Raw genomic sequence first — 17,575 nt, forward strand, 5'->3', positions numbered from 1 at the left:
CGCAGGCGGGGCCCCGGGCGGGGGGATCGGGGCCTCAGACGGCGGCGGCGCCGGTCTCCCCGGTGCGGATCCGCACCACCTCGTCGACCGCCGTGGACCAGACCTTGCCGTCGCCGACGGAGCCGGTGCGGGCGGAGGCGAGGATGACGTCGATCACGCCCTCGGCCTCGTCGTCGCCCACGAGCACCTCGATCTTGGCCTTCGTCAGGAAGTCGATCATGTACTCCGTGCCGCGGTAGACCTCGCGGTGCCCGCGCTGGCGGGCGTAGCCGGCGCACTCGGTGACGGTCATGCCCGCCACCCCATGTTGGGCCAGCGCCACCTGGACGGCGTTGAGCATCCCGGGCTGGACGATTGCTGTCACGAGCCTCATGCCACACTCTCCTCTTCACGGACGGGGACGACGATGGTCTGCCTGACCGAGTGCGACGAGTAGGCGACGTGGCTGAGGTCGTAGCCGGTCTCGGCATGCTCGGCGTTGTCGATGCCGGCGGTCTCGGCGGTCTCGGAGACGCGGATGCCGATCGTCACGTCGAGCACCTTGGCGATCGCGAACGTCACCACGAAGCTGTACGCCAGCACCGCGGCGGCGCCGAGGAACTGGGCCCACATCACGGCGAAGCCGCCGCCGTAGAGGATGCCCGCCGCGGCGGTGGGGGAGGCGGGGTCGGCGAGAAAGCCGATGGCCAGAGTGCCGATGAGGCCACCGCCCAGGTGCACGCCGACGACGTCGAGTGAGTCGTCGTAGCCCAGCTTGTTCTTGAGGCCGATCAGGAAGGCGCAGCCCACACCGGCCAGCAGGCCGATGGCGAGCGCACCGAGCGGGCTGACGGCGGCGCAGGCGGGCGTGATGCCCACGAGGCCGGCCACGATGCCCGACGCCGCGCCCAGGGTGGTGGCGTGGCCGTCGCGGAGGCGCTCCACCACGAGCCAGCCGATCATGGCGGCGGCCGCACCGGCGAGGGTGTTGACCCAGGCCACGCCGGCGGTGCCGTTGGCTGCCAGGGCGGAGCCGCCGTTGAAGCCGAACCAGCCGAACCACAGCAGGCCCGCACCGAGCATCACCAGGGTCAGGTTGTGGGGACGCATCGGCGTCCTGCCCCAGCCCAGGCGCGGGCCCAGGACGACGCACAGGGCCAGGGCGGCGGCGCCGGCGTTGATGTGGATCGCGGTGCCACCGGCGAAGTCGATGGCGCCGATGGTGTTGGCGATGAAGCCGCCGGTAGCCGAGACGCTGTCGTCGAAGGCGAAGACCCAGTGGGCGGCCGGGAAGTAGACCAGCAGCGCCCAGACGGCAGCGAAGACGATCCAGGCGGAGAACTTCATGCGGTCCGCCACGGCGCCGCTGACCAGTGCCACGGCGATGATCGCGAACGCGCACTGGAACCCGGCGAAGACCATGGTGGGGATGGTGCCGACCATCGCGTCCGGGCTCATCAGCGACGACAGCCCCGCGAAGGTCAGCGGGTTGCCGACCACGCCGCCGATCGAGTCCCCGAAGGCCATCGAGAAGCCGACGAGGATCCACAGGACGCCGACGACCGCCATGGTGATGATCGACATCATGAGCATGTTGAGCACGCTCTTGGCGCGCACCATGCCTCCGTAGAAGAAGGCCAGGGCGGGCGTCATCAGGAGTACCAGCGCGGCGCTGGCAAGTACCCAGGCGGTGTCGCCTGCGGAGAGTTCCAGAAGGTTCATGGTCACGATCCAACCGAGTCAACGTTTCGGCAGGACCGTCGCCCGGTAACGAACCGTCCCTCGCCCGTTGCTGTTCGGTTGCTCCGTGGTTACCGACCGATTACGGAGTCCTCACTAACCGGTCCATGGCGTAGTCAGCCGCGGTTCACGCGCTCGAGCCGGACGTGCTCCAGGTTGTCGCGCTCCAGGTCAGCCCAAGACCCCTCGAAGGTGAACTCGGCGAAGGCGGAGGTGGGGAACCAGCACTGCAGGTCATCGGCCTCCTTGGGGGAACCGGCGTAGCTGAGCTGGGCCGACAGGCTCGGGATGGTGGGGGCGTGGCCCACCACGAGCAGACCCGTCACCGCGTCATCGGTCTCGGCGATCCGCTGCAGCATCGTCTCGGTGCCGTCCTCGTACAACGCGCGCTGGTACTCCACGGGGATGTCGAGTCCGAGTGCGGTGAACGTCTGTCGGGTACGCGTGGAGGTGGACACCAAGGCGTACTGCAGGCCCAGGCCGGCCAGCACCTTGCCGGTGTCCTGCGCGGCCTGCACACCGCGGGGGAGCAGCTCTCGGGCGTGGTCACCGCCCGGGTTGTTGCCTTCGGTCTTGGCGTGGCGCATCAACACGAGTCGTCTCATGCACCGAGTCTAGGAGGCTGCCGGACGCTGCCCGCTGATTCTGTGACCGGGAACCGAATCCGGGCCAACTTTGAAACGTGCCAAAAACCGTTCCCGGTAGCAGAATCAGCGGAACGGAAAGGGAAGGCCGGATCAGGGCTTGGTGGCGACCATCAGGTCGCGCCGGATCGAGGAGTCCACGCGGTGCGCGAAGCGATCCCAGGCCCCGCCCTCGTTGACCACGAGGCCGGCCGCCTCCATGACCGAGGCGAGGTCCTCGCGCGGCATGCCGAGCGTGTTCCAGGAGAGCCCCAGCGCGCCGCCGTGCACCAGCTGGCCGGCCCAGACGGGTACGGCCTCCTTCAGCAGGCCGGCGGGGGTGCGGTCCCTGCGCCCGGAGTGGCCGACGACGTCGGTGTGCGAGCCGTGCACCACGCCGTAGGGGGCGTCGACGACGACGGCGTCGAACTTCTTCTTCCCGAACAGGTCCGCGGCCGCCCGGGTGTCGCCGGTGAAGGAGGTGAGCTGTCGCTCGCCAAGGGCGGTGGTGATGGTGGCGTCGAACCGCTTGCCGATGGACTTGCCGTCGCGGCGCACGGGCGTGGTCCTGGTCTTGTGCTTGATCCGCTTGCGGCGCAGCCAGGTGCTGTAGAACGCGGCCATCTGCTCGAACGCCTTCGTGTCCGCCTCCACGCCGAAGGCGTCGTGGCCGGCGAGCAGGGCGGTGGACAAGGTGGTGCCGCGGCCGGCCATCGGGTCCAGCACCTGCCGGGGTCCGGTGGCCTCCCGGGTGACGGCGGCCAGCGTCACGTTCAGCAACAGCCGCGTGAACTGCTCGTTGGTCTTGCCCTGGTACTTGGGGATGGTGACGAGGTCGTCGTCGAGCGCATCCACGGCGGGCAGGGCGACCGGCCGCAGCAGGTCACCGGAGCGCTCGAACAGCGCGAACGCGGTGGACTGCGAGGCGATGGTGGCCGACGCGGCGTCGTCGAGTCCGGGTGCGCTGAAGGCGAGGTAGCCGACCCCTGCGAGCTCCTGGTCGGAGGCCCCGGCGGTGAACGGTGCGGTCAGCTCGAGTTCGGCGACGCTCAGCGTCGCCGCCTCACCGGCGTAGACACGGTTGGCGGAGGGGGAGCGCAGCAGCAGGTACTCGGGCATTGGACAAGTGTCGCAGACCCGCGGGGGGCCGCGGTGTCAGGCCAGGTTGACGTGGTGGTGCTCGAAGGGAGTGCCCTTCGCGCGGTCGAAGGAGGCCTTGATCTCGTCCTCGGCGTCGACCTTGCCGGTCCACGTGGCGCCCTCGACGGACTTGCCGGGCTCGAGGTCCTTGTAGACGGAGAAGAAGTGCTCGATCTCCAGCAGCATGTGCTCGGGGACGGTGTCCAGGTCCTGCACGGCGTGACGGCGCGTGTCGGCGGTGGCAACGCACAGCACCTTGTCGTCGCCGCCCATCTCGTCGGTCATGCGGAACATGGCGACGGCGTAGCACTCGATCAGGCAACCCGGGAAGGTGGGCTCGGCGCCGATCACCATGGCGTCGAGGGGGTCCCCGTCCTGGCCCAGCGTGCCCTCGATGAACCCGTAGTCGTACGGGTACTGCGTCGACGTGAACAGCGTGCGGTCCAGCCGGATACGACCCGTGTTGTGGTCCATCTCGTACTTGTTCTTGGTTCCCTTGGGGATCTCCACGGTGACATCGAACAGCACCCGTCGGTCCGCAGGCAGAACCTCGATGTTCTCGACGACGTCTTCGCTCACTGAACGCGCTCCTATGATTGAGGGCAACCCGCCGGTGCGGGTGGATGTGTTGCACAATACCGCGTCTGGAGCATGAATGAGGTCATCGGGCAGGGCCCTGCAGTGGCTCGCCGTCTGGATCGTCCTGGGGGTGCTGCTGGCGCTGGGGTTCGTCGGCGCCGTGTTCCTGCGCCCGGCCATGGTGGCCCTCGGGGCGGAGACCACGGGCGCCCCGACCACCGTCCCCCCGACCCTCTTCGAGCCGCCGCCGGTCGAGCAGGTGGAGCCGCCGATAGGCACCGGCCTCGTGGGCCCGGCGGCCGTTGCGGAGCCCGGGACGGAGCCGTCACGGGAGGTGCTGGAGGCCAGGCTCGCCGCGCTCGACACCACCGCCCTGGCCGCCGGCGCCGAGGAGGGACTGCTGCTCGGGCTGGAGGTGCTGGACGTCGAGACGGGGGAGGTGCTCGCCGCCCGCAACGCGGACCAGCCCCTCATCCCTGCCTCCAACACGAAGCTGTTGACGGTCGCGGCGGTCATCAACGCCTTCGAGGACGAGGACACCTTCGCCACCACCGTCGTCCAGCCCGAACCCGGCCGGATCGTGCTCGTCGGCGGTGGCGACCCGCTGCTCACCAGCGTCCCGGTCGAGCCCGGCACCTACCCGCGCCCCGCCTCCCTCGAGGAGCTCGCGGCCGCCGCCGCCGAGGCGCTCAGCGCCGCCGGCCAGTCGTCGGTCGCCGTCGGCTACGACGCCTCCCTCTTCGAGGAGGAGTGGAACCGGACCTGGCCGGGCAACTACGCCGACCAGGTCACCCGCATCACCGCACTCTGGGCCGACGAGGGTCGGCAGGCCAACCGGGTGCGCAGCAACACCCCGGCCGAGCTGGCGGCACAGACCTTCGCCGCCCAGCTGACTGCCGAGGGCATCACCGTCACCGGCGCGCCCGTGGCCGCCCTTGCCGAAGGCGAGGAGATCGCGCGGGTGGAATCGCTCCCGGTCCACGTCCTCGCGGAGCAGGCCATGCTCCGGTCGAACAACTCCTTCACCGAGGTGCTCGGCATGCAGCTGGCGCTGCGGACGGGGCACCCTGCGACGTTCGCGGGCGCCGTCGCGGCCATCGAGGAGGAACTGGCTGGGCTGGGCCTCTGGGACGATGCTGCGGTGATCCACGACGCCTCCGGCCTGTCCCGCAGCAACGCCGTCCCCGCCGCGATGCTGGCCGCCACGATGCGCCACGTGGCCACCGAGCCCCGACTCACGGTCGTCCTGGACGGCCTGCCGGTAGCAGGCGTGACCGGCACCCTCTCCGGTCGCTTCGACGACCCGGTCTCCAGCCCCGCACGCGGGGTCGCGAGGGCCAAGACGGGCTCGCTCACCCGCGTGGCGACTCTGGCCGGGACCACCGTCACCGCCGACGGCCGGGTGGTTGCCTACGCGTTCATGACCAACGGGTCCGCCGACGGTTGGGCCGCGCGGATCTGGACCGACCGCTCCGTCGGCACGCTCACGGGATGCGGTTGCTGATGCAACTGCGCCCCCACGTCGACTGGTCCCTCGCGAAGAAGCTCGCCGGACGGCTCCTGGCCGACCTGCCCGACGCCACCCGCCCGGAGGCGCACCAGAGCGTCGGGTCGCTGCGGGTGGCCGCCCGCCGCGGCGGCGAACTGGCCGTTCGATTCAGCGGCCTCGACGGCGAACCCGCCCCGAGGGTGGCGGTCACCGACCGCGACGGCTGGGCGCACGGCATGACGGTGATGGCCGACGCCGTGATCGGAACTCTGCCGATGCGGACCCGCAGCGAAGGGCTCCGCAAGCGTCTCGTCGGTCTTGGGTACGGCAGCCTCTCGGGGGTGGCGATGGGGTTCGTCGGCCGCCAGTTGCTGGGCCAGTACGACGCCTTCTCGCCCGAGCCCACGCTGTACCTGATCGCGCCCAACATCGTCGCCATGCAGCGCGCCAGGCGCCTCGTCCCGAAGGACTTCCACCTGTGGGTGGCGATCCACGAACAGACCCACGCCGTCCAGTTCAGCGCCGCCCCGTGGTTGGGGGAGTACCTGCGCGAGCGCTTCGTCGCGATCGCCACCGACGACCTGTCCGCCTCCGGTGCCCTGCGGAACCTGACCGCCGGCCGCGGTGCCGCCTCGGCCGTCGCGAGCCCCGAGGGGCACAGTGCGCTGGACGAGATGTCGGCCGCCATGACGCTCGTCGAGGGCCACGCCGACTTCGTCTCCGACGCGGTCGGCCGGCGCAACGTGCCCACCGTGGCCCAGCTGCGCAAGGCCTTCGCCCGCGACGCCGGGCCGTCCCGGCTGGCGAAGCTCATGCCCGCCGTCGACAAGACCGCCCAGTACCGCGACGGGCTGGCGTTCTGCCGCAAGGTGGCCGGACGGGTGGGGCGCCGCGGCCTGGCCAGAGCCTTCGAGGCGCCCGAGAACCTGCCCACGGCCGCGGAGATCGCGGACCCGGCCGAGTACCTGCGGAGGGTCCATGGCAAGGCGTGAACTCGGGCCCGCGGCCCTCGAGGTGGCGCAGGCGGTGGCGGCGCTGCTGCCCGCCGGCGAGGTGGTCGTCGGCGTTTCCGGTGGTGCCGACTCCCTGGCGCTGGCGCTCGGCGCCCAGTGGGCGGCCGCCCGGTCGGGGACGGTGGTGCGCTGCGTCGTGGTCGACCACGGGCTCCAGGCCGGCTCCGCCGACGTGGCGGCCGCAGTGGTGCGCCGGTTGGACGACCGGGGCGTGCACGCCGAGGTGCGCCGCGTGGCCGTCGACCTCGCCGCCGGCGAGGGCCTCGAGTCCGCCGCCCGCGACGCCCGCCTCGATGCCCTCGCGGCTGACGGGGTGCCCGTGCTGCTGGGCCACACCCTCGACGACCAGGCCGAGTCCGTGCTGCTGGGACTGCTGCGGGGCTCCGGCGTCCGCTCGCTGGCCGGCATGGCGCAGGTCCGGCCCCCGTTCCTGCGCCCCCTGCTCACGATCCGGCGTGCCACGACGCACCTGGCGTGCCGGGAGTGGGGGATCGAGCACTGGTCCGACCCGCACAACACCGACGACCGCTTCGCCCGAGTGCGCGTGCGCAACCACGTCGGAGCCCTGGGCGAAGCGCTTGGTCGCGACGTCGCACCGGCACTCGCGCGCTCCGCCGCCCTGGCGCGCATCGACGCCGACTACCTGGACGGGCTCGCGCTCGGCGTCGGGGCGAAGGCGCTCGACGGGCGCGACCTGCGGGCCGACGTGGCGGACCTGCCCGACGCCATCCGGCTGCGGGTCGTCCGCGACTGGCTGGCCGCCCACGGCGTCGAACCGTTGGGCATGGTGCACCTGCAGGCCGTGGACGCGCTGGTCACGTCGTGGAAGGGCCAGGGGCCGGTCGACCTGCCCGGCGCGCGGGTGCACCGCTCCGACGGCACGCTGCACGTGACCCGGGTCTGAGCGCCCGCTCCGCCCGGGTGTCCCAGCGAGCTCCGACGGGCGCTAGTCTGTGGGGGTGGACGCTGCAGATGTGAGAGATGACCTGTCCGAAGTTCTCTACACCTCGGACCAGATCGCGGAGCGGATCGCCGAGGTGGCCGCCCAGATCGACGAGGACTACGCCGGGCGGGAGGTGCTGCTGGTCGGCGTCCTCAACGGCGCCGTCATGGTGGTCGCGGACCTGCAGCGGGCGATGAAGAACCACGTCCAGATGGACTGGATGGCCGTGTCCTCCTACGGTTCCGGCACTCAGTCAAGCGGAGTGGTTCGGATCCTGAAGGACCTCAGCAGCGACCTGGACGGTCGCCACGTCATCGTGGTCGAGGACATCATCGACACCGGCCTCACGCTCAGCTACCTCATGAGCAACCTCGCCTCCCGCAACCCGGCGAGCCTCGAGATCATGACCATGTTCCGCAAGCCCGAGGCGTCGCGGATGGAGGTCGACGTCAAGTACGTCGGCTACGACATCCCGAACAAGTTCGTGGTGGGCTTCGGGCTGGACTACGACGGCCGCTACCGCAACCTGCGTGACCTGGCGATCCTCTCCCCGCACGTCTACTCCTGACGCTCCGATCAGCGGGCCTGCCCGTATTTTGTCCGAGCCTCAATAAATTGCCGTTTCCGGTCTCGCAAGCGGTAGCGTTCCACGCATGAGCACCAACTCCCGCGACGCGCTGCGACCCTCCGCCGATCCGCGCCCCGCACCCGAGGCACCCACGGGCGCGACGATCACACGCAGGACGGTCACGATCCCGGCCGCGGACGTGGGCCCGGAAGGGCTGCCCCTCCTGCGGTTGCAGCACGAGACCTCCATCACCGACGCCGACCGCGAGCTCCTCGGGGAGCAGCCCGGGCGGCGCCTCGTCGAGCGGCCGACGTGCATGCTCCCGTACCGCGCCCAGGACCGCTATGGCCGCACGGTGACCGAGCGCGCGTTCGACACGGTCGAACTCGCCAACGAGCACCTGCGCGCGACGTTCCTGCCCGAGCTCGGCGGCAGGCTCTGGAGCCTCGTGGACCTGGCCTCGGGCCGCGACCTGCTGTTCCAGCCGGACGCGATCTGGTTCGGGAACCTCGCACTGCGCGACGCCTGGTTCGCCGGGGGCATCGAGTGGAACCTCGGCATCACCGGGCACTGGGGACTGACGGCCTCGCCGGTCGGGGCGGGGATCGTCGAGGTGGACGGGCAGCAGATCCTGCGGATGTGGGCCTTCGAACGCCTGACCAGCCTCGTCTGGCGGCTCGAGGCATGGCTGCCCGCCGGCTCCCGGCACCTGTACACCAGCGCGCGGATCGCGAACCACCACTCCTATGCCGTCCCCTTCTACTGGTGGTCCAACGCCGCCGTCCCGCTGGCCGACGGCGCGCGCGTGCTCACCGAGGCCACCAGCTCGTTCCACAACGACTACGAGGACCGGCTGATTCGCATCGGCCACCCCGACACCGGCCGCGACGTCGACTCCAGCGCCCCGCTCAAGGCGCCCCGCGCCGCTGACTACTTCTTCGACACCGCCCGCGCTGGGGGCGAACCCGCCGCCACGCCGTGGGTCGCCATCCGCGACGACGAGGGCCCCGGAACCCTGCTCGCGTCCACCTCCGAGCTGCGCGGCAAGAAGCAGTTCGTGTGGGGCAACACCAGGGGCGGGCACCGGTGGCAGTCCTGGCTGAACGGCGAGGGCCGCTACCTCGAGCTCCAGTCCGGCTACGCCCGCACCCAGAAGGAGCACATCGCGCTGGAGCCCGGGCAGCGCGTCAGTTGGGTGGAGGCGTTCGGCGCCGTCACCGGCGAGCGCCCCGAGGACTACGAGGCGGAGGTCCGCGCCGTCGCGGCCCAGCTGCCCGAGCGCGGCCTGGAGCGGGCCCGCGAGGTCTTCGACGCGGCCGCCGACATCGCACCCGAGGTGTGGCGCAACGCCGACGGCTGGGGTCGCGTCGAGGTCGAGGCCGGTCACCTGCCGGCGGACCCGGCGGTGCCGTTCTGTGCCGAGCTGGACCCGGAGCAGGCCGCGTGGGTGGCCGTTGCAGGCGGGGCCGAACCGGAGCCGCTGCTGGCCGGCTCGCCGCAGGTCGGTCCAGAGTGGCTGGGCCACGTCGAGCGGGCCTCCGACGGCTGGCTGAAGGAGCTCCTGCTCGGCTACTGCGCCTGGGCCGACGGCGAACCCAGCAGCGCCGTCGCGCACTGGGAGGCCTCGGTGGCCGCCGAGCCCAACGCCGCGGCCCTGCACTGCCTGGCCGCCGTGACGGAGGATGGCTGGGACTCGTTCGACTACGCCGAACGGGCCTGGGAGGCGCGTCCGGAGGACGACAACCTCCTGATCGACTACCTCACCCGCGCGCGCTCCGTGCCGAGCCTGGTGCTGCGCGTCATCGACCGGCTCCCACCCGAGCGGCAGCAGCTGCCCCGGGTGCAGCTGGCGCTGGCGAACGCGCTGGTGGCGGAGGGTCGACTGGTCTCGGCCCGCGCAGTCATCGACGAGCTCGTGCTGCCGAACCTGCGGGAGACCAGCAACGAGCTCGAAGACCTGTGGCGCAGCTACACCACGGCGGCAGGGACGCTGGACCCGCTGCCCGAGCACCTGGACTTCCGGATGTTCTAGATCACAGGGGCTGCCGCCCCCTGACCCCCGCAAGGGCGACGGGCTCCCTCCGCCAGCACGATTTGTCTGTTCCGACGAACAAGCTCCTTCGTCGCGTTCGTCGGCGCTGGTAACCTTCCCTTGCCCACCATTGTTTTCCAGATCGGCGTTGTTCGTTGCAGAAACTCATGAAGAGCCCGTTCGGGTGGTTGACCTGGATCATCATCATCATCCTGGTCTTCACACTCGGCAGCCAGCTCGTGTCCTCGCTCGTGGGGTACCAGACGAAGCCCACCTCCGAGGTGCTCGCCCTGCTCGAGGGTGACACCAAGCTCAAGGAAGTCATCCTCGTCGACGGCGAGCAGCTGGTCCGCGTGACCACGGCCGCCGGGGAGAAGGTCGAGACGGCCTGGGTCGGCAACCAGGTCGACGACATCGTCTCCATCCTGAACGAGCGGCAGCAGTCGGGCACGCTCGAGTCCTGGGTGGCGCAGAACCCGAGCCCCGGGTTCCTGTCGACGCTGCTCTACACCGGCCTGCCTTTCCTGCTGCTGGCGATCGGTTTCTTCTTCGTGATCCGGATGATGTCCAGCGGCGGCTCGGGCGGCCCCCTCTCCTTCGGCAAGTCGAAGGCAAAGCTGGCCAGCAAGGACACCCCGAAGTCCACCTTCGCCGACGTCGCGGGCGTCGACGAGGCCGTGGAGGAGCTCCAGGAGATCAAGGAGTTCCTCGCCGAGCCCGCCAAGTTCCAGAAGCTCGGCGCCAAGATCCCCAAGGGTGTGCTGCTCTACGGCCCGCCCGGGACCGGCAAGACCCTCCTGGCCCGCGCCGTCGCGGGCGAGGCGGGCGTCCCGTTCTTCTCCATCTCCGGCTCGGACTTCGTCGAGATGTTCGTCGGCGTCGGCGCCTCCCGCGTCCGCGACCTGTTCGAACAGGCCAAGGAGGCCGCACCCGCCATCGTCTTCATCGACGAGATCGACGCCGTCGGCCGCCACCGCGGCGCCGGCATGGGCGGCGGACACGACGAGCGCGAGCAGACCCTGAACCAGCTCCTCGTGGAGATGGACGGGTTCGACGTGCGCGGCGGCGTCATCCTGATCGCGGCCACCAACCGACCCGACGTCCTGGACCCGGCGCTGCTGCGTCCCGGCCGATTCGACCGCCAGATCTCGGTGGAGGCGCCCGACCTCGACGGCCGCGCCCACATCCTCGGCGTCCACTCCAAGGGCAAGCCCCTGACCGCCGACGTGGACCTGCACTCCATCGCGCGCCGCACACCCGGCTTCTCCGGCGCAGACCTGGCCAACGTCCTGAACGAGGCCGCTCTCCTGGCGGCCCGCATGAACCTCGACGCGATCGGGCAGGCCCAGCTCGACGAGGCCATCGATCGCGTCATCGCCGGCCCGCAGAAGCGCACCAGGCTGATGAACGACCGCGAGCGACTCATCACCGCCTACCACGAGGGCGGACACGCCCTGGTGGCGGCGGCGATGCCCGGCAACGACCCGGTCCAGAAGGTCACCATCCTGCCGCGCGGCCGTGCGCTCGGCTACACGATGGTGATGCCGGACCAGGACAAGTACTCCCAGACCCGCGGCGAGTTGCTGGACCAGATGGCCTACATGATGGGCGGCCGCGCCGCCGAGGAGCTCATCTTCCACGACCCCACCACCGGTGCCTCCAACGACATCGAGAAGGCCACCAAGGTGGCCCGGGCGATGGTGATGCAGTACGGCATGAGCGAGCGCATCGGCGCCATCCAGCTCGGCGGCGGCGACTCCGAGCCCTTCATGGGGATGCGCGGCTCCCAGCCCAGCAAGGACTTCTCCGAGCACAGCGCCGCGATCGTCGACGAGGAGGTGGCGTCGCTCATCCACGCCGCCCACCAGGAGGCGTTCGACGTCCTCGAGGAGAACCGTGACGTCCTCGACGAGTTGGTGCGCCAACTGTTCGCCAAGGAGACCCTGAACAAGGCCGAGGTGGCCGAGGTGTTCAAGCCGCTCAGGCGCCGCGAGAAGCGCCCCGCCTGGACCGGCTCAGAGTTGCGCGTGCCGTCGGACATCCCGCCCGTCGAGGTGCCGCCGTCGCCGAGTCGGCCGAACGTGATCGGCCCGCCGGCGGACCCGCACCCGCACCCCCAGCCGCCGACCCCGGGGCCCGTGGACCCGCAACCCCCCGTCCGGCCGGGCGGGGAGCAGCCGCCCACGCCGGGACCGGACACCTGGGAGCCTCCGCAGTGGCCCAACCCCGGGTCGGGCCGCTGACATGGCCGTCGACCAGGCCCGCATCGAGGCCGCCGTGCGGGAGATCCTGATCGCCGTCGGGGAGGACCCGGACCGTGAGGGGCTCCAGCAGACCCCGGCCCGCGTCGCGCGCGCCTACGAGGAGCTCTTCGCCGGGCTCTCGCAGGACCCCGAGACGTACCTGGGCACCACCTTCGACATCGCCCACGACGAGCTCGTGCTCGTCAAGGACATCGAGGTCACCAGCACCTGCGAGCACCACCTGCTCCCGTTCGTCGGCGTCGCCCACGTCGGCTACATCCCCAGCTCCGACGGCCGCGTCACCGGCCTGTCCAAGCTGGCGCGCCTCGTGGACGTGTACTCCAGGCGGCCCCAGGTGCAGGAGCGGCTCACCACCCAGATCGCCGACGCCCTCGTCGAGCACATCGAGGCCCGGGGTGTGATCGTCGTCATCGAGGCGGAGCACATGTGCATGACCATGCGCGGTGCCCGCAAGCCCGGCAGCAAGACCGTGACCAGTGCAGTGCGCGGCCAGCTCCGGGACCCCGCCACCCGCGCCGAGGCCATGGGGCTGATCACCGGGCGGCGGTGACCATGACGCTGGTCATGGGAGTGGTGAACGTCACCACCGACTCCTTCTCCGACGGCGGTCGCTACGTCGACACCGACGCGGCCGTGGCGCACGGGCTGGAACTCGCCTCCCAGGGTGCGGAAATCGTCGACGTCGGCGGTGAGTCCACCCGCCCCGGAGCGCAGCGCGTCGATGCCGAGGACGAGTTGGCCCGCGTCGTTCCGGTCGTCCGCGAGCTGGCGGGCCGCGGGATCACCGTCTCGGTGGACACCATGCGCGCCCGGGTCGCCGAGGCGGCCATCGCAGCTGGTGCGGCAGTGATCAACGACGTCTCCGGCGGACTCGCCGATGCCGACATGCTCGACGTCGTCGCCTCCTCCGGAGTCGATTACGTCCTGATGCACTGGCGGTCCCACTCCGAGACCATGCAGTCCGACACCGCCTACGACGACGTCCTGGCCGACGTCGTGGCTGAGCTGGTGGTGCGGCGCGACGCGGCGCTGCGCGCGGGGATCCCCGGCGAGCGCATCGTGTTGGACCCCGGCGTCGGGTTCTCCAAGACCTGGGACCAGAACTGGGACCTGCTCGCAGGTCTGGAACGCTTCGAGGCGCTGGGCCACCGCATCCTCGTCGGCGTCTCCCGCAAACGGTTCCTCGGGGAGCTGCTCGGCGGCCGTGAACCACTCGGCCGGGACGCCGCCACCGCTGCCATCAGCACCTGGTGTGCACTCGCCGACGTGTGGGCCGTGCGGACCCACGAGGTCCCCAGCCAGCTCGACGCGATCCGTGTCGGCCAGCGGCTGCGGGCTGCGCGCCTTGCCCGGAGCGGCGGGGTCGGACCTCAACCCGGCCCGGTGACCGCCTGATGGGTTGGGGTAGAGTCACACCCGTCGCAGAAGAGAATTGGGGGTGAGCAGCTTGGACAGCATCACATTGACAGGGATTTCAGCAACGGGATTCCACGGGGTTTTCCCCGAGGAACGACGTGACGGCCAGACCTTCGTCGCAGATGTCGAGTTGGGGCTGCAGCTCGAGACCGACTCCGACGACCTGGCGGACACCGTCAACTACGCGGAGATCGCTGGACTTGTCGAGGCTGTGCTGAGTGGTGAACCCCAGAACCTCATCGAGACGGTGGCCGGCCGGATCGCCGCGGGCTGCCTCGAGCACGACGACCGGGTGGAGACGGTGACCGTAACCGTCCACAAGCCCCAGGCACCGGTCCGGCAAGCCTTCACTGACCTGTCCGTCACCATCACCAGGAGCAAGAATGTCCAACGGCCCCTTTGACATCGACGTTGACACCCTCGGCAACCTGCGACCGATCTCGAAGGTCGTCTTCAGCCTCGGTTCGAACCAGGGCGAGTCGGCGTCCATCCTCGCGGAGGCGGTCGAGTACCTCGCCGAGACCCCGGACCTGATCCTGGTGGACGTCTCGCCGGTGTACGAGACGAAGCTCGAGGGCGACGGGCCCCCGCAGCCGGACTTCCTGAACCTCGTCGTGGTCGCCGAGTCGACGCTCGAGCCCCTGACCCTGCTGGACCGGGCACTGGCCATCGAGGAGAACTTCGGCCGAGTGCGCGAGGTGCCCAACGGCCCGCGCACGCTGGACATCGACATCATCATGGTGGGCAAGCGCATCAGCGAGGCCGAGATCGAGCTGCCCCACCCGCGCGCCCACGAGCGGGCCTTCGTGCTGGTCCCGTGGCTGGACATCGACCCCGACGGCGAGATCGCGGGTCACGGCCGGATCGCCGAGCTCGTCGAGGACGTGGACGTCAGCGGGGTGCGTCGTCGCGACGACATCATGATCTCCGCGCCCACCGGGTTCTGAGCACCCCTTGGCAGAGCACCCGGAGCCGCCCCGGCCGAAGCTGGGGCTGACGACCTTCAGGCAGGTGCTGGTGGCGGCCCTCTCCGGTGCGCTCCTGGCCGCGTTCCTGCTGAGCATCTACGACCTCCTCGAGGGGTTCCCGCCCGTCGTCCCTTGGACCGTCCCCGCGATCCTCGTCGTGATGGCGGTGGCCGCGTGGATCTACTCCCGTGGCCTCTCCCGGAGGGTCGCCGAGCGCTCGGTCTCCGGCGTCGAGGCGGTACGCGCCCTGGCCATCGCGAAGTCCGCGATCATGGCCGGCGCCGTCCTGGCGGGCATGCACGCCGTCTACGTGGGCCGCTGGATCGGCCAGCTCGACGCCGCCCAGCCCGCCCAGCGGGTCCTCCTCGGATCCGTGACCCTCGTCACCGCCATCCTGTTCACCGGCGCCGGGCACCTGCTGGAGAAGGCGTGCGTGACCCCGGACGACGAGGACGAGGACGAGGACCCGGGGGAGGGCCAGGGCCAGGCCGGGCGACACGCGGAGTGATCGACGGCGCGGCTCCCGCAGTTGTGGCATCCCCGGGATATCCTGTGCGCATGGCTGGTCGACACGTAGCAACCCCTTCCCAAGAACGTCGGATCGCACTGACGATCCTCATCGTCGGCACCGTGGTCTCCCTCGCTTCCCTCCTGGGCGGCGTGTGGGTGGTCCGCGCCGGAGTCCTCCTCGCGATCGCCATGGCCTTCGCGGCCGTGGCGGTGGCTCGCAAGCAGCTCGAGCGAGAGCGTGTCGAGCATGCTGAGGAGATCAAGGAGCAGCTGGCCGCGCGCGTCGCCCTCTCCGAGAAGCACCACGCTGACTCCGTCGCGATGATCGAGCGCTTCGGTGCCCGCACCGACAACCTCAAGGCGGTCATCGCGAACCTGCGCCGCCAGCTGGGCGCCGCGAACGCCGAGCTCAGCAGCATGCGCGGCAACGCCGTTTGGCTGCGCGCCGAGGTGGCCGAGCGCCAGGCCCGCATCGACGCCCTCACCACCCGCATTGCGGAGCTGGAGGCGGAGCACAGCGAGAAGCTCGTCATGCTGCCCCGTCGCGGCTCGGCCGCGGCCCTGCACCCGAGTGCCGAGGACATCTGGGGCGAGGACGAGCACCCCACCATGGTTGACCTCGCGAAACTCCAGCTCGACGGACTGCCCGAGATCCGCAGCGAAGTCGGCTGATCCGACCGCGCTGCGGTTTTGGCGAGCGCTACTTGTCCAGGTCCCCGATGGCGTAGCCCATGGAGGCGACCACGTCGGCGACCTGGTCGGTGCGGGCACCCACCAGCAGGCGCTCCAGCGCCGAGACGTTGGCGAAGGTGGGCGTCCGCAGCGCCAGCCGCCAGGGCGTCGGCCCGCCGCGAGAGACCAGCAGGACGCCTGCGGTGCCCCAGGGTGCCTCGACCTCGCTGAAGTGCTCGCCCTCGGGCACCTTCAGGCGGCGGGACAACTTGGTGGCCACCGGGCCCTCCGGGACGCCCTCGGCGAGGCGCGAGACCATGGCGCAGCTGGTGTCCAGCTCGTCCACCAACAGGGCGAGTCGGGCGTGGGCGTCGCCGGCGGTTCGCACGGGTGCGGGTTCGAAACAGCTGCCGTAGTCGAGCAGGCCCGATCTCCGAAGGTCGAGGTCCAGGCCACAGGAGCGAGCCACGGGACCCGAAAGTCCATATTCGTGACAGATAGTTGGATTCACGACGGCCAGGCCGCGGAAGCGCTCTGAGGTGTTCTCCAGCGATCCACGCAGTTGCCCCGCCAACGTGGACACCCGCCCGAGCAGCGTCCCAAGGGAATTCAGCCAGCCCTCTGGAACGTCGGTGGACAATCCGCCGACGCGGCACAGCATGGGGTGAACTCGGTTCCCGCTCCAATGCAGAAGTCCGTTGCGTAAATCGTCCACCGTTGCCCACAGCGAGGACACGAATTCCTCCTCGGCGACGTAGGAGAGGTAGGAGAGGTGGGAATGCAGCCTTGCGTATTCAGCGAGCAGTGTGCGCAGGCGGGTGGCCCGCGGGGGTGGGGTCAGGCGCATCGCTGACTCCACTGCCAGCGTGGTCACGAGTTCACCGGAGAAGCTCGCCATCCAGTCGTGCCGGTCGGCGAGCATGATGAGTGAACGGTAGTCACGGACCTCGAAGAGTTTCTCAGCCGCCCGGTGCAGATATCCCGGTTGAATACTGACTTCGGTGATGACGTCTCCGGAGGTGCGGAAATCGGCGGCAATGGCACCCACATGGCTCGGGTGGCGCTCACCCAGTGAGATGTGATATCTACCGGGCAGGGGAATGCCGCCGATGGCCACTTGAAAATCGGTCACACCATTTCCTTCGAAATGAAACCCGGACGAAGTAAGGTATCCATGATCGCACATGACCGGTCGAGCCCCGACGCTGGAGATCATGGTGTGACGAGCAACAATGAAGGAGCGTTCATGCGCAAGGTACAAGTAATTCTGATTGACGACATCGACGGCTCCGACGCGGACCGGACCGTGCAGTTCGGCCTCGACGGCACCACCTACGAGATCGACCTGAACAAGGACAATGCCGCCAAGCTCGAGAAGGCGCTCGCGCCGTTCGTCGAGAAAGCCACCAAGGTGTCCTCGGCACGGGCGGCCGGCGGCAGGGCGAAGCGCACCGCCAGCGGCCGGAGCAAGGCCGCCGAGGTGCGCGCCTGGGCCAAGGAGCAGGGCATCGCGGTGCCGGACCGCGGGCGCGTCCCCAACGAGATCCTCGAACAGTACGAAGCCGCACACTGAGCCCGGTTCGCGGACGGTGAACCCCGGAACCCTTGGACAACTCCGGTCGTTGGTTAAGCTGGACGA

General features: G+C 70.2%; 19 protein-coding genes. 13 read left to right on the forward strand and 6 right to left on the reverse strand.

Translation table 11 applies throughout. From position 1 onward, the window contains the following. Nucleotides 1-34 precede the first annotated feature (34 nt). The 5 genes from FOJ82_RS05330 to FOJ82_RS05350 form a co-directional block, all read right to left on the reverse strand. Nucleotides 35-373 (reverse strand): P-II family nitrogen regulator, encoded by a 339-nt coding sequence (locus FOJ82_RS05330; RefSeq protein WP_143937447.1) that lies wholly within the window; start codon nucleotides 371-373, stop codon nucleotides 35-37. Beyond that, the gene (locus FOJ82_RS05335; protein WP_143937448.1) at nucleotides 370-1,701 is read right to left on the reverse strand and encodes an ammonium transporter; all 1,332 of its coding nucleotides are present in this window, start codon (nucleotides 1,699-1,701) and stop codon (nucleotides 370-372) included. The genes FOJ82_RS05330 and FOJ82_RS05335 overlap by 4 nt, the downstream gene beginning before the upstream one ends. Before the next feature lie 134 nt (nucleotides 1,702-1,835). Further along, nucleotides 1,836-2,324, reverse strand: coding sequence for a SixA phosphatase family protein (locus FOJ82_RS05340; protein WP_143937449.1), 489 nt, complete (start codon nucleotides 2,322-2,324; stop codon nucleotides 1,836-1,838). Between the two features lie 132 nt (nucleotides 2,325-2,456). Continuing rightward, nucleotides 2,457-3,461, reverse strand: coding sequence for a TRM11 family SAM-dependent methyltransferase (locus FOJ82_RS05345; protein WP_143937450.1), 1,005 nt, complete (start codon nucleotides 3,459-3,461; stop codon nucleotides 2,457-2,459). Nucleotides 3,462-3,497: 36 nt separating this feature from the next. After that, on the reverse strand, nucleotides 3,498-4,037 hold the full coding sequence (locus FOJ82_RS05350; RefSeq protein WP_281279933.1) for an inorganic diphosphatase: 540 nt from the start codon (nucleotides 4,035-4,037) through the stop codon (nucleotides 3,498-3,500). Between the two features lie 100 nt (nucleotides 4,038-4,137). Between FOJ82_RS05350 and dacB the strand changes: the two genes are divergently transcribed. The 12 genes from dacB (at nucleotide 4,138) to FOJ82_RS05410 (ending at nucleotide 15,936) form a co-directional block, all read left to right on the forward strand. Further along, entirely contained in the window at nucleotides 4,138-5,565 is a 1,428-nt protein-coding gene (dacB, locus tag FOJ82_RS05355; protein ID WP_143937451.1) for a D-alanyl-D-alanine carboxypeptidase/D-alanyl-D-alanine endopeptidase, read from the forward strand. After that, nucleotides 5,553-6,542, forward strand: coding sequence for a zinc-dependent metalloprotease (locus FOJ82_RS05360; protein WP_143937452.1), 990 nt, complete (start codon nucleotides 5,553-5,555; stop codon nucleotides 6,540-6,542). Before dacB ends, FOJ82_RS05360 begins: the two co-directional genes overlap by 13 nt. Then, a complete protein-coding gene (tilS, locus tag FOJ82_RS05365) occupies nucleotides 6,529-7,467 on the forward strand; it encodes a tRNA lysidine(34) synthetase TilS (protein ID WP_143937453.1) in 939 nt (312 codons plus the stop codon). Before FOJ82_RS05360 ends, tilS begins: the two co-directional genes overlap by 14 nt. Before the next feature lie 55 nt (nucleotides 7,468-7,522). Further along, complete coding sequence (gene hpt / locus FOJ82_RS05370) at nucleotides 7,523-8,074, forward strand: hypoxanthine phosphoribosyltransferase (protein ID WP_143937454.1); 552 nt, start codon at nucleotides 7,523-7,525, stop codon at nucleotides 8,072-8,074. Nucleotides 8,075-8,159: 85 nt separating this feature from the next. Continuing rightward, nucleotides 8,160-10,106 carry a DUF5107 domain-containing protein gene (locus tag FOJ82_RS05375; RefSeq protein ID WP_143937455.1) on the forward strand — a complete coding sequence of 649 codons (1,947 nt, stop codon included), beginning with the start codon at nucleotides 8,160-8,162 and terminating at the stop codon, nucleotides 10,104-10,106. Between the two features lie 167 nt (nucleotides 10,107-10,273). Further along, the gene (ftsH, locus tag FOJ82_RS05380) at nucleotides 10,274-12,349 is read left to right on the forward strand and encodes an ATP-dependent zinc metalloprotease FtsH (protein ID WP_143937456.1); all 2,076 of its coding nucleotides are present in this window, start codon (nucleotides 10,274-10,276) and stop codon (nucleotides 12,347-12,349) included. 1 nt (nucleotide 12,350) lies between these two features. Continuing rightward, nucleotides 12,351-12,920, forward strand: a complete 570-nt coding sequence (gene folE, locus FOJ82_RS05385) for a GTP cyclohydrolase I FolE (protein ID WP_143937457.1) — start codon at nucleotides 12,351-12,353, stop codon at nucleotides 12,918-12,920. 2 nt (nucleotides 12,921-12,922) lie between these two features. Continuing rightward, nucleotides 12,923-13,765 (forward strand): dihydropteroate synthase, encoded by an 843-nt coding sequence (gene folP / locus FOJ82_RS05390; RefSeq protein ID WP_143937458.1) that lies wholly within the window; start codon nucleotides 12,923-12,925, stop codon nucleotides 13,763-13,765. 43 nt (nucleotides 13,766-13,808) lie between these two features. Continuing rightward, a complete protein-coding gene (folB, locus tag FOJ82_RS05395) occupies nucleotides 13,809-14,189 on the forward strand; it encodes a dihydroneopterin aldolase (protein ID WP_143937459.1) in 381 nt (126 codons plus the stop codon). Continuing rightward, nucleotides 14,170-14,733 carry a 2-amino-4-hydroxy-6-hydroxymethyldihydropteridine diphosphokinase gene (gene folK / locus FOJ82_RS05400; protein ID WP_143937460.1) on the forward strand — a complete coding sequence of 188 codons (564 nt, stop codon included), beginning with the start codon at nucleotides 14,170-14,172 and terminating at the stop codon, nucleotides 14,731-14,733. The genes folB and folK overlap by 20 nt, the downstream gene beginning before the upstream one ends. 7 nt (nucleotides 14,734-14,740) lie before the next feature. Beyond that, nucleotides 14,741-15,262 carry a DUF3180 domain-containing protein gene (locus FOJ82_RS05405; protein WP_143937461.1) on the forward strand — a complete coding sequence of 174 codons (522 nt, stop codon included), beginning with the start codon at nucleotides 14,741-14,743 and terminating at the stop codon, nucleotides 15,260-15,262. A 50-nt stretch (nucleotides 15,263-15,312) separates the two neighbouring features. After that, nucleotides 15,313-15,936, forward strand: coding sequence for a hypothetical protein (locus tag FOJ82_RS05410; RefSeq protein WP_143937462.1), 624 nt, complete (start codon nucleotides 15,313-15,315; stop codon nucleotides 15,934-15,936). 28 nt (nucleotides 15,937-15,964) lie between these two features. Here FOJ82_RS05410 and FOJ82_RS05415 read toward each other — a convergent pair whose 3' ends face one another. Beyond that, complete coding sequence (locus FOJ82_RS05415; protein ID WP_185975643.1) at nucleotides 15,965-17,068, reverse strand: NADH-quinone oxidoreductase subunit D-related protein; 1,104 nt, start codon at nucleotides 17,066-17,068, stop codon at nucleotides 15,965-15,967. 114 nt (nucleotides 17,069-17,182) lie between these two features. On the opposite strand from FOJ82_RS05415, the gene FOJ82_RS05420 reads away from it, so the two are divergent. Continuing rightward, the gene (locus FOJ82_RS05420; protein ID WP_143937464.1) at nucleotides 17,183-17,509 is read left to right on the forward strand and encodes a histone-like nucleoid-structuring protein Lsr2; all 327 of its coding nucleotides are present in this window, start codon (nucleotides 17,183-17,185) and stop codon (nucleotides 17,507-17,509) included. Nucleotides 17,510-17,575 lie beyond the last annotated feature (66 nt).

The sequence above is a fragment of the Tessaracoccus rhinocerotis genome (genome assembly GCF_007197885.1).
GTDB classification, from domain to species: Bacteria; Actinomycetota; Actinomycetes; order Propionibacteriales; family Propionibacteriaceae; genus Arachnia; species Arachnia rhinocerotis.

Bases quoted from the DNA above. Each gene is read 5' to 3' on its own strand.
- ftsH (WP_143937456.1), top strand. From the start codon at position 10,274: ATGAAGAGCCCGTTCGGGTGGTTGACCTGGATCATCATCATCATCCTG.
- folK (WP_143937460.1), top strand. From the start codon at position 14,170: ATGTCCAACGGCCCCTTTGACATCGACGTTGACACCCTCGGCAACCTG.
- folP (WP_143937458.1), top strand. From the start codon at position 12,923: ATGACGCTGGTCATGGGAGTGGTGAACGTCACCACCGACTCCTTCTCC.
- tilS (WP_143937453.1), top strand. From the start codon at position 6,529: ATGGCAAGGCGTGAACTCGGGCCCGCGGCCCTCGAGGTGGCGCAGGCG.
- folE (WP_143937457.1), top strand. From the start codon at position 12,351: ATGGCCGTCGACCAGGCCCGCATCGAGGCCGCCGTGCGGGAGATCCTG.
- dacB (WP_143937451.1), top strand. From the start codon at position 4,138: ATGAGGTCATCGGGCAGGGCCCTGCAGTGGCTCGCCGTCTGGATCGTC.
- FOJ82_RS05410 (WP_143937462.1), top strand. From the start codon at position 15,313: ATGGCTGGTCGACACGTAGCAACCCCTTCCCAAGAACGTCGGATCGCA.
- FOJ82_RS05375 (WP_143937455.1), top strand. From the start codon at position 8,160: ATGAGCACCAACTCCCGCGACGCGCTGCGACCCTCCGCCGATCCGCGC.
- FOJ82_RS05420 (WP_143937464.1), top strand. From the start codon at position 17,183: ATGCGCAAGGTACAAGTAATTCTGATTGACGACATCGACGGCTCCGAC.
- FOJ82_RS05360 (WP_143937452.1), top strand. From the start codon at position 5,553: ATGCGGTTGCTGATGCAACTGCGCCCCCACGTCGACTGGTCCCTCGCG.
- FOJ82_RS05340 (WP_143937449.1), bottom strand. From the start codon at position 2,324: ATGAGACGACTCGTGTTGATGCGCCACGCCAAGACCGAAGGCAACAAC.
- FOJ82_RS05330 (WP_143937447.1), bottom strand. From the start codon at position 373: ATGAGGCTCGTGACAGCAATCGTCCAGCCCGGGATGCTCAACGCCGTC.
- FOJ82_RS05345 (WP_143937450.1), bottom strand. From the start codon at position 3,461: ATGCCCGAGTACCTGCTGCTGCGCTCCCCCTCCGCCAACCGTGTCTAC.
- FOJ82_RS05335 (WP_143937448.1), bottom strand. From the start codon at position 1,701: ATGAACCTTCTGGAACTCTCCGCAGGCGACACCGCCTGGGTACTTGCC.